The organism is Bradyrhizobium sp. GW821-FHT13H05 (assembly GCF_058804065.1).
Genome location: NZ_JBXAPO010000015.1, coordinates 141,282 through 155,774 on the forward strand (window position 1 = coordinate 141,282; position 14,493 = coordinate 155,774).

The 14,493-nt window shown below is 64.0% G+C and carries 14 protein-coding genes; 5 read left to right on the top strand and 9 right to left on the bottom strand.

Annotated elements, in window-relative coordinates; translation table 11 throughout:
• Positions 1-72 precede the first annotated feature (72 nt).
• The 5 genes from glpX to AC1RR3_RS31845 form a co-directional block, all read right to left on the bottom strand.
• Positions 73-1,074 (bottom strand): class II fructose-bisphosphatase, encoded by a 1,002-nt coding sequence (gene glpX / locus AC1RR3_RS31825; RefSeq protein ID WP_015686400.1) that lies wholly within the window; start codon positions 1,072-1,074, stop codon positions 73-75.
• A 144-nt stretch (positions 1,075-1,218) separates the two neighbouring features.
• Complete coding sequence (locus AC1RR3_RS31830; protein ID WP_492828111.1) at positions 1,219-2,535, bottom strand: homoserine dehydrogenase; 1,317 nt, start codon at positions 2,533-2,535, stop codon at positions 1,219-1,221.
• Positions 2,536-2,564: 29 nt separating this feature from the next.
• Positions 2,565-3,785, bottom strand: coding sequence for an LL-diaminopimelate aminotransferase (locus AC1RR3_RS31835; RefSeq protein ID WP_492828113.1), 1,221 nt, complete (start codon positions 3,783-3,785; stop codon positions 2,565-2,567).
• Positions 3,786-4,000: 215 nt separating this feature from the next.
• The gene (locus tag AC1RR3_RS31840; protein WP_492828115.1) at positions 4,001-4,276 is read right to left on the bottom strand and encodes a hypothetical protein; all 276 of its coding nucleotides are present in this window, start codon (positions 4,274-4,276) and stop codon (positions 4,001-4,003) included.
• Positions 4,277-4,342: 66 nt separating this feature from the next.
• Positions 4,343-4,531 (bottom strand): hypothetical protein, encoded by a 189-nt coding sequence (locus AC1RR3_RS31845; protein ID WP_492828117.1) that lies wholly within the window; start codon positions 4,529-4,531, stop codon positions 4,343-4,345.
• On the opposite strand from AC1RR3_RS31845, the gene AC1RR3_RS31850 reads away from it, so the two are divergent.
• From AC1RR3_RS31850 to AC1RR3_RS31860, 3 genes are all read left to right on the top strand, one after another.
• A complete protein-coding gene (locus tag AC1RR3_RS31850) occupies positions 4,530-6,350 on the top strand; it encodes a PHA/PHB synthase family protein (RefSeq protein ID WP_492828119.1) in 1,821 nt (606 codons plus the stop codon). The two genes, AC1RR3_RS31845 and AC1RR3_RS31850, sit on opposite strands and share 2 nt — an antisense overlap.
• 83 nt (positions 6,351-6,433) lie before the next feature.
• On the top strand, positions 6,434-6,832 hold the full coding sequence (locus AC1RR3_RS31855) for an MAPEG family protein (protein WP_492828121.1): 399 nt from the start codon (positions 6,434-6,436) through the stop codon (positions 6,830-6,832).
• Positions 6,833-6,855: 23 nt separating this feature from the next.
• Positions 6,856-7,722: an ornithine carbamoyltransferase gene (locus AC1RR3_RS31860; RefSeq protein ID WP_492828123.1), complete on the top strand. Its 867-nt coding sequence runs from the start codon at positions 6,856-6,858 to the stop codon at positions 7,720-7,722.
• A gap of 33 nt (positions 7,723-7,755) precedes the next feature.
• Here the strand turns inward: AC1RR3_RS31860 and AC1RR3_RS31865 are convergent, their stop codons facing one another.
• Positions 7,756-8,349 (bottom strand): class I SAM-dependent methyltransferase, encoded by a 594-nt coding sequence (locus AC1RR3_RS31865; RefSeq protein WP_492828189.1) that lies wholly within the window; start codon positions 8,347-8,349, stop codon positions 7,756-7,758.
• 180 nt (positions 8,350-8,529) lie between these two features.
• On the opposite strand from AC1RR3_RS31865, the gene AC1RR3_RS31870 reads away from it, so the two are divergent.
• Positions 8,530-9,297, top strand: coding sequence for an outer membrane protein (locus AC1RR3_RS31870; RefSeq protein ID WP_492828125.1), 768 nt, complete (start codon positions 8,530-8,532; stop codon positions 9,295-9,297).
• A 130-nt stretch (positions 9,298-9,427) separates the two neighbouring features.
• Here the strand turns inward: AC1RR3_RS31870 and argC are convergent, their stop codons facing one another.
• The 3 genes from argC to AC1RR3_RS31885 form a co-directional block, all read right to left on the bottom strand.
• The gene (gene argC, locus AC1RR3_RS31875; RefSeq protein WP_492828127.1) at positions 9,428-10,411 is read right to left on the bottom strand and encodes an N-acetyl-gamma-glutamyl-phosphate reductase; all 984 of its coding nucleotides are present in this window, start codon (positions 10,409-10,411) and stop codon (positions 9,428-9,430) included.
• Positions 10,408-11,076, bottom strand: coding sequence for an FMN-binding negative transcriptional regulator (locus tag AC1RR3_RS31880; RefSeq protein ID WP_492828129.1), 669 nt, complete (start codon positions 11,074-11,076; stop codon positions 10,408-10,410). Before AC1RR3_RS31880 ends, argC begins: the two co-directional genes overlap by 4 nt.
• A gap of 224 nt (positions 11,077-11,300) precedes the next feature.
• On the bottom strand, positions 11,301-11,831 hold the full coding sequence (locus AC1RR3_RS31885) for a DedA family protein (protein ID WP_492828131.1): 531 nt from the start codon (positions 11,829-11,831) through the stop codon (positions 11,301-11,303).
• A 271-nt stretch (positions 11,832-12,102) separates the two neighbouring features.
• On the opposite strand from AC1RR3_RS31885, the gene parE reads away from it, so the two are divergent.
• Positions 12,103-14,148, top strand: a complete 2,046-nt coding sequence (gene parE / locus AC1RR3_RS31890; protein ID WP_492828133.1) for a DNA topoisomerase IV subunit B — start codon at positions 12,103-12,105, stop codon at positions 14,146-14,148.
• Positions 14,149-14,493 lie beyond the last annotated feature (345 nt).

Genomic DNA, 14,493 nt, shown 5'->3' on the forward strand with positions numbered 1-14,493 from the left:
ATTCATTCTTGGTCATTCCGGATGCGCCGTGACGCGCAGACCCGGAATGACGGCAGTTGCTATTGCATTGCTTTAGTCCAGGTGAAACTTCGCCAGTTCGCGGTGCTCGGCCTTGATGTAGCGCACGGTGCCAGTGACGGAGCGCATCACCACCGTCTCGGTCTCGATTACGCCGTCCTTGCGGAACTTGACGCCCGACAGCAGCGAGCCCGTGGTGACGCCGGTGGCGGCGAACAGGCAGTCGCCGCGGGCCATGTCCTCGATGCCGTAGATCATCTTGGGATCGTTGACGCCCATCTTGGCGGCGCGCTCGATCTTCTCGCCGGAATCCAGGATCAGGCGGCACTGCATCTGGCCGCCGATGCAGCGCAGCGCCACGGCCGCAAGCACGCCTTCCGGCGCACCGCCGGTGCCGAGATACATGTCGACGCCGGTGTTGTCGGGGTCGGCGCAGTGGATCACGCCGGCGACGTCGCCGTCGGTGATCAGGCGCACGGCGGCACCGGTCGAGCGCACGCTCTCGATGATGCTGGCGTGGCGCGGACGGTCGAGCACGAGAACGGTGATGCCATCAGGCTGGACGCCCTTGGCCTTGGCGAGACGGCGTACGTTTTCGGCCGGCGTCGCGTCGAGCTCGACGACGCCCTTCGCGTAGCCGGGACCGATCGCGAGCTTCTGCATGTAAACGTCGGGTGCGTGCAACAGCGTACCGCCGTCGGCCATTGCCATGGTGGCGATCGAGCCCGGCATGTTCTTGGCGCACAGCGTGGTGCCTTCGAGCGGATCGACCGCGATGTCGACCTGCGGGCCGGCGTTCATGCCGACCTTCTCGCCGATGAAGAGCATCGGCGCTTCGTCGCGCTCGCCTTCGCCGATCACGATGGTGCCTTCGATCGGCAGCTTGTTCAGTTCGCGCCGCATCGCGTCCACCGCGGCCTGGTCGGCCGCCTTCTCGTTGCCGTGTCCGCGCAGACGCGCCGACGACACCGCCGCCCGCTCCGTCACGCGCACGATCTCCAGCGTGAGAATGCGCTCGAGCAACGCCTGCGGCGGGACTGAAATATGGGTCGACATCGGCTAACTCCTTCGAAACGGTTTTGGACGGAAATCTCCGTCCGCATCAACTCTCAACACCCGGTGTTCGTTCGAACGAACAACCGCCTTATAGTTTGAGCATGCCCTTGCCGGAAAACCGCATCACACTTTTCCGGAGCATGCTCAGTTCTTCTCGATCCTGATCACCTGCGGCCGTCCGCTGATCACCTTGTCCTTCTGCACGGCGGCGAGCGCGCGGCGCACCGCGTCCTCATGCGTGGCATAGGTGATCAGGATGACGGGCACGGGGACCACCTTGCCGTCGCTAGGGGCAGCGCCGCCATTGGGATGACGCTGCACGATCGACTCGATCGAAATCTTCTGTTCTGCAAGCCGGGTGGCGATCGCAGCCGCGGTGCCCGGGAAATCGCGCGCCAAGAGGCGGATGTAGTAGCCGCCCTCGTGGCGCTCCATCGGCGCCTTCTTGGTGTCACGCAGCTGCGCAATCGGCCGGCCGAACGGATTGGCGCGGATGCCGCGCGCGACGTCGGCGATATCGGCGACGACGGCGGATGCGGTCGCAGCGCCGCCGGCACCGGGCCCAACCAGCGTGATCGGCGGAATGCCCTCGCCATCGATCGTGACCGCATTGGTGACACCCATCACCTGCGCGATCGAGGAGGATTTCGGAACCATGGTCGGATGCACGCGCTGCTCGATGCCCTTGGCGGTGCGAACGGCAACACCGAGCAGCTTGAGCCGATAACCGAGATCGTCAGCGGCGCGCAGATCTTCCGGCGCGATGGAGGAGATACCTTCGACATACACCGCGCTTTGAGCAACTTTCGTGCCGAAAGCGAGGCTGGCGAGAATGGCGAGCTTCTGCGCAGTGTCGTGGCCGTCGACGTCGAAGGACGGATTGGCCTCGGCATAGCCGAGCCGCTGCGCATCCTTGAGACATTCGGCAAAGGACAGGCCTTCCTGCTCCATCCGGGTCAGGATGTAATTGCAGGTGCCGTTGAGGATGCCGTAAACGCGGTTGATGCCGGTTCCGGCGAGACCCTCACGTAACGTTTTGATGACGGGGATCGCGGCGCCGACCGCTGCCTCGAAATTCAGCGCCCCGCCGTGCTTTTCAGCGGCCTTCGCCAGCTTGAGGCCGTGCTTGGCGAGCAACGCCTTGTTCGCGGTGACGACCGATTTGCCGGCATTCAGCGCAGCTTCAACCGCAGAAAGTGCGGGATCGCCGGCGCCGCCCATCAGCTCGACGAAGCAGTCGATGCCGGGATGCGTGGCGAGCGCGATCGGATCCTTGACCCACTCGACGCCGCGCAGGTCAACACTGCGCTTCTTCGCCTTCGAGCGCGCGGTGACGGCGACGACGCGAATGCCCCGGCCGCTGCGGCCGGCAAGCACGCGGGCTTGCGTTTCAATCAACCGGACAACTTCGGCACCCACGGTGCCGAGCCCCGCTATGCCCACTTTCAGGGGTGCGACCATGATGCTTCTAGAAAACCTGTCGAAGAGAATTAGCGCCGATTGGCGAGCGGAACGACGTTGTGCAACGTTTCGATGCCGCTTTCAAGGAAGCGACGCACGCCGCGCGCGGCCTGCCTGATCCGTTGCTCGTTTTCCACCATGGCGATGCGGACATATCCTTCACCATGCTCGCCGAAGCCGACACCGGGCGATACCGCGACGCCGGATTTCTCCACCATCAAGGTCGCGAACTGCATGCTGCCGATGCTGCGGAAGGTCTCCGGCAGCGGCACCCAGGCGAACATCGAGGCCTCCGGCGGCGGAATCTCCCAGCCGGCGCGGCCGAACGATTCCACCAGCGCGTCGCGGCGCTTGCGGTAGGTGTCGCGCATCTCCTTGATGCAATCGTCAGGACCGTTCAGCGCCGCGGTCGCGGCAACCTGCACCGGCGTGAAGGCACCGTAGTCGAGATAGGATTTGACGCGGGCGAGCGCCGCGATCACGCGCTCGTTGCCGACCGCAAAGCCCATGCGCCAGCCGGCCATCGAATAGGTCTTCGACATCGAGGTGAACTCGACGGTCACGTCGATCGCGCCAGGCACCTGGAGCACCGAGGGCGGCGGGTTGTTCTCGTCGAAATAGACTTCGGCGTATGCGAGATCGGACAGGATCAGGATCTCGTGCTTTTTCGCGAACGCGACGAGGTCCTTGTAGAAGTCGAGGCTCGCGACATAGGCGGTCGGGTTCGAGGGGTAGCAGACCACGAGCGCGAGCGGCTTCGGGATCGAATGCACGATCGCCCGCTCCACCGCCTCGAAGAACTGCGGCGTCGGCTCGGAGGGCACCGAGCGGATCACGCCGCCCGCCATCAAAAAGCCGAAGGCGTGAATCGGATAGCTCGGGTTCGGACAGAGGATCACGTCACCCGGCGCGGTGATCGCCTGGGTCACGTTGGCAAAGCCCTCCTTCGAGCCGAGCGTCGCCACCACCTGGGTATCGGGGTTGAGCTTCACGCCGAAGCGGCGGGCGTAATAGCCAGCCTGGGCCCGGCGCAGGCCGGGAATGCCACGGGAGGCCGAGTAGCGATCGGTGCGCGGCTTGCCGAGGGTTTCTTTCAGCTTCTCCAGCACGTGCGGCGGGGCCGGCAGGTCCGGATTGCCCATGCCGAGGTCGATGATATCGGCGCCGGCATTCCGCGCGGCCGCCTTGGCCCTGTTGACCTGCTCGAACACGTAAGGCGGAAGGCGGCGGATGCGGTAAAAATCGTCCATGGCTCTCTGGGCTCCGGGCAACCGGTCAGAACAGAATCGACGGGTGATGGCGCCGATCGGAAAGGCAGTCGCCCCTTGCGCAAAAATCACTCAAAATCAAATACTTGGAGCGACCTTCGGTGACAAGGGCTGAACACCTTCGCCCTGACTCTCGGCTGAATTGAGGTCTTTTTAGCACGGAGTGGCGGGGGCGCCAGCGATTACCTTGCACCGCCTCACTTCGCGTCCTTGGCGGCGACGGCCTGACGGTCGCGCGCGGCGGCAAGCTCGGCCTCGATCTTGGCACGCTGGTCCGGCGGAATGACCGCCTGATCGCGATCCGGCGGCAGGTCATGCACCGGCAGATAGGTGCCGGGCTCCCTGGGATGCGCCTGGGCATCCGCAGGCGTCATATCCGCGAGCTGACTCGAACAGCCGCCCAGCGCGAGCGCCGCGATCAGCAGCGCGCCGCGGATCGGCAGCGACTTTTGCAGGTCCCATAACGCCAACACTTGGGAATTCCCCTACTCGTCCCAAAGCACGGCCCCGGGTAAGCCTACCCGACACCGCGCCCAAGCTCAAACCATTGCTGCCCAAATGGTACGAGCGAGAAAACGCCCCGGCACCACCAAACCGAGCGGTGCGGCCTGATTATGACGGAACCAAGAAAACTTATCGCAGTGCAGCACATCTTGGAGCGTGTTTAACGCCAAACATGCGAGCTTCGCGGTGACGAATACGGAATGAATCGTTACTGTTCTGCTCATGAGTACCGCCACGACCGACAAGCCCAAGTCAGGCAGCAAGTCCGAGACGAAGTTCGATGCGGAAGCCTTCGCGATGAATGTCGCGCGGGCGATGGAGAGCGGCGGCAAGGCGCTGGCCGCCTACCTCAAGCCGCGCGAGAGCGGCGAGGTGCAGGATCGCCCGCCGGCCGAGCTCACCGAGGTGGTCAAGGCCTTCACCTCGGTTGCCGAATACTGGCTGTCGGATACGTCCCGCTCCTCCGATCTCCAGACCAAGCTCGCCAAGGATTATCTCGATCTCTGGGGTTCGGCGGCGCGCCGCATGGCCGGCCAGGACGCCGCGCCTGCGATCGCGCCCTCGCCGCGCGACAAGCGCTTTGCCGATCCGGAATGGAAGTCCAACCAGTTCTTCGATTTCGTAATGCAGCTCTATCTGCTCACGACCAAATGGGCGCAGGAGCTGGTGCGCGACGCCGACGGGCTGGATGCGCAGACGCGCCGCAAGGCGGAGTTCTACATGCAGCAGCTTACCAACGCGCTGTCGCCGTCGAACTTCGTGCTGACCAATCCGGAAGTGCTGCGCGAGACCGTCGCCAGCAGCGGCGAGAACCTCGCGCGCGGCCTGACGATGCTGGCCGAGGACATCGCCGCCGGCAAGGGCATGCTGAAGATCCGCCAGTCCAACCCGGACAATCTCGTCGTCGGCGTCAACATGGCGACGACGCCGGGCAAGGTGATCTACCAGAACGAGATGATGCAGCTGATCCAGTATTCTCCGACCACGGAGAACGTGCTGCGTACCCCGCTGCTGATCGTGCCGCCCTGGATCAACAAGTTCTACATCCTCGATCTCAAGCCGGAGAAATCCTACATCAAATGGTGCGTCGACCAGGGCATCACCGTGTTCGTGATCTCATGGGTCAATCCCGACAAGCGGCTCGGCAACAAGAGCTGGGAAGACTACATGAAGGAAGGCCCGCTCACGGCGATGGACGTGATCGAGAAGGTCACCGGCGAGATGAAAGTGCACACCGCCGGCTATTGCGTCGGCGGCACCATGCTCGCGACCACGCTGGCCTGGCTTGCCGAGAAGCGCCGCCAGCGGGTGTCGTCGGCGACGTTCTTCGCGGCCCAGGTCGACTTCACCCATGCGGGTGATCTGCTGGTCTTCGTCGACGAGGAGCAGATCGCTTCGCTCGAGCAGGACATGAAGGCGGCCGGCGTGCTCGAAGGCTCGAAGATGGCGATGGCCTTCAACATGCTGCGCTCCAACGATCTGATCTGGTCCTACGTCGTCAGCAACTATCTGAAGGGGCAGCAGCCGAGCGCGTTCGACCTGTTGCACTGGAATTCGGATGCGACGCGCATGACCGCGTCGAACCATTCCTATTATTTGCGCAATTGCTATCTGGAGAACCGGCTGTCGGCGGGCACGATGGTGCTCGACAACACGCTGCTCGATCTCTCCAAGGTCATGGTCCCCGTCTACAACCTCGCCACCCGTGAGGATCACATCGCACCGGCCGAGTCGGTGCTGTACGGCTCGCAGTTCTTCGGCGGCCCGGTGAAATACGTGCTGTCCGGCTCGGGCCATATCGCCGGCGTCGTCAATCCGCCGGCCTCGAACAAGTACCAGTACTGGACCAACGACAACATCAAGGACGTCACCGTCGCCGACTGGATGAAGGGCGCAGTGGAGCACAAGGGCTCGTGGTGGCCGGACTGGCGCGAATGGCTGGGCGGGCTCGATCCCGAGGAAGTCCCGGCGCGCTGCGTCGGTAGCGACGCCCTGCCCGCGATCGAGGACGCACCCGGCAGCTATGTCAGGGTGCGCGCCTAGCAGGAGATTCCTTGCGCATGGCGCAATCTTGCGCGCTTGTATAAGCTCGCTTTCAGCACAGTGATGAATGAGGGGACCGGGTTATGACGCGTGAATTGTTCTGGCTGACATTGACGGTGATTCTCACCGGAATCCTCTGGATTCCCTACACCATCAACCGCTGCCAGATTCGGGGTCTCACTGGCGCGATGGCCAATCCCTCGCGCGGTGACAAGCCGCAGTCGGACTGGGCGAACCGCCTGATGTTCGCGCATGACAACGCGGTCGAGAATCTCGTGCTGTTCGCACCGCTGGTGCTGATCCTGAATGCGATCGACTATTCCTCGAAATGGACTGTGCTCGCCTGCGCCGTCTATTTCTGGTCGCGCGTCGCGCATCTGATCGTCTATGCGCTGGGGATCCCGGTCTTCCGCACGCTGGCCTTCACCGTCGGCTTCGCTGCGCAGGCCGTGCTGGCGGTGGCGATCTTCAAGGTGCTTTGAGCGCGGCTCCTCGACCTCAGGCCATGCGCAGCGAATCCAGCCGGGACTTCGTAGAGTTCCACGACCTCGGCGCGCACACGATCCTGTCCATCATCGACCGCGCGCAGGTCCTGGCTACGGCGTGGAAGGATCGTGCCATGCCGCAAAGTCTCGCCGGCAGGCGCGTGGCCGTCATCGCTGACGACGGCGGATGGCGAAATACGGCCGCCTTCGATCTTGGCGTCAAGGCCATGGGAGGCATCTGCGTGCAGCCTCCGGTGAGGTTCAATGTCCATGAAACGACGGCAGATCTTGCGGGATATCTCGACAACTGGTTCGACATCCTGGTCGTACGCACCCGGGAATTGTCAACCTTGCGCGAGCTTGCAGCGCACGCCACCGCGCCGGTCGTCAATGCCAGAACGCGGTTGAATCACCCTTGCGAGACGCTTGGCGATCTCGCCTATGTCAGCGGCAAGCGAGGAACGCTCGAGGGCCTGAAGGTGGTTGGCGTCGCACCCGATGCCAACATCCTCCGCTCCTGGGTTGAAGCGTCCATCGCCTTGCCGATCAACGTCATCCAGGCCTATCCGGCAGACTGGCACATCCGGGACATCACAAGTCCGAGGTTCACCGCCAGCACTGATCTGGACGCATTACACGATGCGGACGTGATCATCACGGATTGCTGGCTCGGCGGCGCGCATGACGAGCAACTCGCAAGCTACCGGATATCTGCCTCACTGCTCGACAAATGCCGGCGCGATGCGATTTTCCTCCCCTGCCCGCCGGTGACCAGGGGCCAGGAGGTCACGGCCGATGCGATGGATCATGCCATCTGCCAGAGCACGGCGGCGAAGGCGTACCTTCTGCATGCGCAGAACGCCCTGCTGGAATGGATCGCCGCCTAGTCGGTGCCGGTGATCTCCAGGACTTCCGAAAGATCAGGCCGCAGTCTTGCGCATGACAAGATTCAGCATGTTGGCTGGCGTATCGTCGAAACTCTGGATCACGTTGGTGTCGGATGACAGCGTGATCCACGGCCCCGCGCTGGCGTAGGTCTCATCGAGCCACTCTGGCGACACATAGCTGTAGTAGCGCCCGAGGCTGTCTCGGCCATCGCTCTCGCCCATCTTGTAGCTCGCGTAGAACACGCCTGACGGCTTGAGCGCGCGGTGAATGCGTCCGAGGATGCCGGCGAGTTCGTCGCGTGGCACGTGCAGCAGACAGGCGCTCGCCCAGACCCCGTCATAGGCCTCATGCGCATCCAGCTGGTCGAACCGCATGGTTTCGACGGGATGGCCGAGCGCCCGCGACGCGATCTCGGCCATTTCAGGCGAACCGTCGGTGGCGCGCACCGAAAAACCCTCGGCCAGCATTACCGCCGAATGATTGCCGGCACCGCAGCCGAGCTCGAGGATGGCGCCGCCGCGCGGCAACAAAGCGAGAAAGCTCAGCAGCCGCGTCGAGGGAGCCTTCTTCCAACCGGCATAGGCCTCGGCGTTCTGCCGGTAGAATGTCAGCGTGGGCTCGTCCATGGCGTCACTCGCTTTCAAAATCTCGACCAGTCTGCCCAGTTTGACGGCAGCCATCAACCGCAGGTGTGGCCGCCAGATGACAGTGCGGAAGAAAACAACCGGCGCTCCGGTTTGCGCATACAGGTTGTCGTCCATCCACACGTATATTTGCGCATCGCAATTGATTGATTCGGAACAGACATGAATTGGAAGATTGCCTCCGCGCTCGGCGCGCTCTCGCTCGCAGCTGTCACGACCCAGGCCAGTGCCGCTGACCTCGCCGCCCGTCCCTACACCAAGGCGCCGCCGATGATCGCGGCGATCTACGACTGGAGCGGTTTCTACATCGGCGCCAACGGCGGCTATGGCTCGTCGCGCAAATGCTGGGACCAGACCGTCGGCTTCGCACCCGGCGTTGCGGAAGGCTGTCATGATGCGACCGGCGCCGTCGCCGGCGGCCAGATCGGCTATCGCTGGCAGAGCAGCGCCTTCGTGTTCGGCCTCGAAGCTCAGGGCGACTGGGCCGACCTCTCCGCCCGGAGTGCCAGCGCCGTGTTCGGCGTCGCGAACCGCACCCACGTTGACGCCTTCGGCCTGTTCACCGGCCAGGTCGGCTACGCCTGGAACAACGCCCTGCTCTATGTGAAGGGCGGTGCCGCCGTCACCCGCGATCGCTACCGCGGCATCGGGACGGGTGGTCTGGCCGGAGCCGAGTTCGATCGCGCCGACGAGACCCGCTGGGGCGGCACGATCGGCGTCGGATTGGAATACGGCTTTGCCCCGAACTGGTCGGTCGGCCTCGAATACGACCATCTGTTCATGGGCCGGCACGACGTCACGCTGACGTCCAATGGCGCGCTGACGCCGGTCGGCACCTTCTCGCGCACCGACAGCATCAAGCAAGACGTCGACCTGATCACGGCCCGGATCAACTACCGGTTCGGCGGCCCTGTGATCGCCAAGTACTGAGGTCAAGTACTGAGGTCTCGCGTCCCGGACGCGGTGCAGCGCGTAGCGCTGCTCCGCAGAAGAATGGGCCCCGGCTCTGCAGCGCACCGCCAAGTGGCGCTACGCTGCGTCCGGGGCACGGCCGTGTGCCCTACGCGTCCGCCATGCCCAGCATCAGCCGCATGTTCTGCACGGCTGCGCCCGAGGCGCCCTTGCCGAGATTGTCGAGCCGGGCGACCAGCACCGCCTGATGGTACTTGTCGCTGGCGAAGACATAGAGCTCGAGCATGTTGGTCTCGTTGAGCGCCTCCGGCTCGATCCGGCCGCCCTTCGACGCCTCGTTCTGAAGCGGCATCACCGAGACGTATTTTGAGCCGGCGTAGCGCTTGGCGAGCGCGGCCTGCAGATCCGCGCCGCTGGGCTTGCCGGGCAGCGTGTCGAGCTGGAGTGGCACCGAGACCAGCATGCCCTGCCGGTAGTTGCCGACGGACGGAATGAAGATCGGCCGCCGCGTCAGGTTCGAATAGAGCTGCAGCTCCGGCAGATGCTTGTGCTCGAAGCCGAGGCCGTAGAGCTCAAATGACGGCGCGCTGCCGTCTTCGAAGCTCGCGATCATCGACTTGCCGCCGCCGGAATAGCCGCTCACCGCATTGACGGTGACGGGATAGTCAGGAGGTAGCAGTCCGGCATCGACGATCGGCCGCAGCAGCGCGATGCCGCCGGTTGGATAGCAGCCGGGATTGGAGACCTTCTTCGCGGCCTTGATCTTGCCGGCCTGATCCGGCGTCATCTCCGCAAAGCCATAGGCCCAGTCGGGTGCGACCCGGTAGGCCGTGGAAGCATCCAGCACCTTCGGTCCCGCAGCGCCCATGCTGTCGACCAGCGCAACCGTCTCCTTGGCGGCATCGTCGGGCAGGCAGAGGATGACGAGGTCCACCTCCTCCATCAGCGCCTTCTTCGCGGCCGGGTCCTTGCGCTTGTCGTCGGCGATGGTCTTGACGACCACGTCGTTCTGGAGCTTGAGCCGCTCGTTGATGCCGAGCCCGGTGGTGCCGGAGCCGCCATCGACGAAGACGGTGGCGGGCTTTGTCGCAGCGACCGTCTTCGGGGCTTGCTTGGTGTCCGTGAGGCTCATGGTGCGCTCCTTTCGAGCATGTTGGTTTCGTTCGCGAAGGCCTCCGGCCTCACGTCCTGCATCAGTTGGGCGATTGCCCTGGCGTCGGCATGGGCTTGCGCGCCGAGCGCATTGGCGATCGCCGTGTAATCGGCGTCGGACTTGTGCTGGTTGAGCTTGAAGCTGCCTTCGACCTCTTCAACATTCATGACCAGACCCACGATCCCCTTCTTCAGCGCCTCGAGCCTGCCCGCCGTCATCTTGCCCGACGTCCAGGGCTTCTTCGGCAGCAGCCAGCTCTCGAACTTGTCGCTGAGCGTGTCGATCTGCACCGCCAGCTCACTGTCCGACAACAGCTTCACCGGCCCGCTCAGATGGACCGACTGGTAGAGCCAGGTCGGCACCTGATCCGGCGAGACGTACCAGTCCGGCGACACATAGGCATCGGCGCCGTTGACCGCGAGCAGCCAGGACGTCGTCCCGTCCGCAAGCTTTAGCAGCGGATTGTGACGGGCGACATGAAAGGCGGCCTGCGGCGTGCCGTCATCGGCATAGGTCAGGTAGAACGGCAGCGGGGATGCGACCGGCTTGTGGCCGTCGAAGGCGCACATGGTGCCGAAGCCGCGCGCGTCGGCAAACTTCAGGCTCGCGGCGCGGTCCGGTTTGAAAAAGGGTGGCGTGTACATCGTGGTCTCCTGCTGGGCCTCCTTGGGGGCCGCCGGATCAGATCGCGCTGACAGGAGAGAGAATGCCGCGGATCGGATCCAGCGGCAAAGACGATGATCTCAAACGCGATCGACCGCCCAAACCGCTAAAGAGCGGCGGCGGCGACGGGCGAACAGGATGGTCGCGGCGTTGATCATGGCGCGGGGCTATAAGGCCAGTCGCGGTTCCCGTCAAGGTTCAGGCGTCAGATCACGCGCCAGAGCCATTCCATGATCTTCGCGATCACGTCGCCGAACAGCAGCAGCGCCGCCGACCAGACCAGCGCGGAAATGAAATTGGCGGCCTGGAAGCTCCAGTACGGCATCTCGAAGATGCCGGCCGCCAGCGGCACCGAGGCGCGCAACGGGCCGAAGAAGCGGCCGATGAAGATGCTGGGCACGCCCCAGCTGCGCACGAAGGCCTCGCCCTTGGGCAAGAGTTCCGGATAGCGCGAGAGCGGCCACATCTGGGCGACCTGCTCCTTGTAGCGATAGCCGAACCAGTAGGAGACCCAGTCGCCGAGCGCGGCGCCGATGCCGCCGGCGATCCAGACCGGATAGAAGCTGATGCCGCTCGCCCCGATCAGCGCGCCGATCGCCACCAGCGCGCCCCAGGCCGGGATCAAGAGCGAGATGAAGGCCAGCGACTCCCCGAAGGCGAGCAGGAACACGATCGGAGCCGCCCAGGCCTGGTGAGCACGCACGAAATCGGCCAGTGCGTGCGCATACTGCTCCATTCCAGATTGCCTTCCCCGCCCCGTCACGGTCCTGTTAGATAAAAAGACTGGTAAGCCAAGGGCTTGTGTGACATCAAGTCACAAAGTCGGCCCCAGAGCGGGCCGGAGCGTCAAATTGCCGGGAACTGGTGGGCCTGCGGCGTAAATTCGCCGGGATTGGCTCCCAACCACACCGCCGGACCGGCCCTGCGGTAACCTTTCCAAGCCAGAAGTGGCATAGTCGGCTCAACCGATTCGCGGCCTGCGCGGCCCTCAAAACGCATCAAGACATATGTCCAAGCAATTGAAGACCAAGACAAAAGACGACTTTTTTGGCGGCGACGAGCCGAAGTCCCGCGCGGCCGCCAAGGCGGCTCCGCGCGGAACCGGCGGGGAAGCCGACTACACCGCGGCCGACATCGAGGTGCTCGAAGGCCTGGAACCGGTGCGGCGCCGACCCGGTATGTATATCGGTGGCACCGACGAGAAGGCGCTGCATCACCTGTTCGCCGAAGTCATCGACAATTCGATGGACGAGGCGCTGGCGGGACACGCGACCTTCATCGGAGTCGAGCTCACCGCTGACGGGTTCCTGACCGTCACCGACAACGGCCGCGGCATACCTGTTGATCCTCACCCTAAATTTCCGAAGAAGTCGGCGCTCGAAGTCATCATGTGCACGCTGCATTCGGGCGGCAAGTTCGACAGCAAGGTCTATGAGACCTCGGGCGGTCTGCACGGCGTCGGCATCTCCGTGGTGAACGCCCTCTCCTCGCTGCTCGAGGTCGAGGTCGCACGCAGCCAGAAACTCTACCGCATGACGTTCGAGCGCGGCCACCCCAAGGGCAAGCTCGAGGATCTCGGCAAGATCAACAACCGTCGCGGCACTCGCGTACGCTTCAAGCCCGACACCGACATCTTCGGCGCCAAGGCCGCGTTCAAGCCGCAACGCCTGTTCAAGATGACGCGCTCGAAGGCCTATCTGTTCGGCGGCGTCGAGATCCGCTGGAACTGCGCGCCCGAGCTCCTGAAGGGCGTCGAGGACGTGCCGGCGGAAGCGACGTTCCACTTCCCCGGCGGGCTCAAGGATTATCTGGCCGCGGCGATCCACGCCGACACGCTGGTGCACCCCGACATCTTCTCCGGCAAGTCCGGCCGCAACGGTGCGCATGGTGCCTGCGAATGGGCCGTCGCCTGGACCGCGGATGCCGACGGCTTCCTCTCCTCCTACACCAACACCGTGCCGACGCCCGATGGCGGCACGCATGAATCGGGCCTGCGCAGCGCGCTGCTGCGCGGCCTGAAGGATCACGCCGAGCGCGTCGGCCAGGGCAAGCGCGCCTCGTCGATTACGTCCGAAGACGTGATGGTCGGTGCAGCCGTGATGCTCTCGGTGTTCGTGCGCGAGCCTGAATTCCAGGGCCAGACCAAGGACCGACTCGCGACCGCGGAAGCGCAGCGCATCGTCGAACAGGCGATGAAGGACCCGTTCGACCATTGGCTGTCGGGCAATCCGAACATGGCCAACCGGCTGCTCGACTTCGTCATCGACCGCGCCGAGGAGCGGCTGCGTCGGCGGCAGGAGAAGGAGACCGCGCGAAAAACCGCGGGCAAGAAGCTGCGCCTGCCCGGCAAGCTTGCCGATTGCAGCGACGCCGGCACCGAAGGCTCCGAGCTTTTCATCGTCGAGGGCGACTCGGCCGGCGGCAGCGCCAAGCAGGCGCGCGACCGCAAGACCCAGGCCGTGCTGCCGCTGCGCGGAAAGATCCTCAACGTCGCCTCCGCCGGCAAGGACAAGCTGACGGCGAACGCCCAGCTCTCCGATCTCGTGCAGGCGATCGGCTGCGGCCAGCTCCTGCACTATCGCGAAGAGGATCTGCGCTATCAGCGCATCATCATCATGACTGACGCCGACGTCGACGGCGCGCACATCGCTTCGCTCCTGATCACCTTCTTCTACCGGCAGATGCCCAAGCTGATCGACGAAGGCCATCTCTTCCTCGCGGTGCCGCCGCTCTACAAGCTGACCCACGGCACCAAGTCGGTCTACGCGCGCGACGACAAGCACAAGGAAGAGCTGATCAAGAGCACGTTCAACGCCAACGCCAAGGTCGAGGTCAACCGCTTCAAAGGCCTCGGCGAGATGATGCCGGCGCAGCTCAAGGAAACCACCATGGATCCGAGCAAGCGGACGCTGCTCAAGGTGGTGCTGCTGCCCGACGACCGCGACACCACCGCGGATTCGGTGGAGCGCCTGATGGGCACCAAGGCCGAGGCGCGCTTCGCCTTCATCACGGACAAGGCCGAGTTTGCCAATGAGGACCTGCTGGACGTCTGAGGCCAGGATCTGCCGCCAAAAAAGCCCCGGCTCAGGTCCGGGGCTTTTTCATTTGTGGAGACGATACCGCCTCTTCCCGACAGTCCATGCCGGGCGATCCCCGGCCATCCGCCACATGCGGCCTGCGACTCGGCCAGCGACTCACAGGCGTCAAGGCCGAGGCAGGATTGCCTCCATTTCGGACAAAGCCGATTTTACTAACGAAAGCTTACCCAAATTCGACTTTTGAAAATCGATACAAGCAATTGAATTGATATGATTATTTTCGATTCTGGTGGTACCGACCCCAATCTCCGCCGAGCGGCGTTTTCCGCCAACTGTGCCTGCCCTGCAACAGCATTTCAG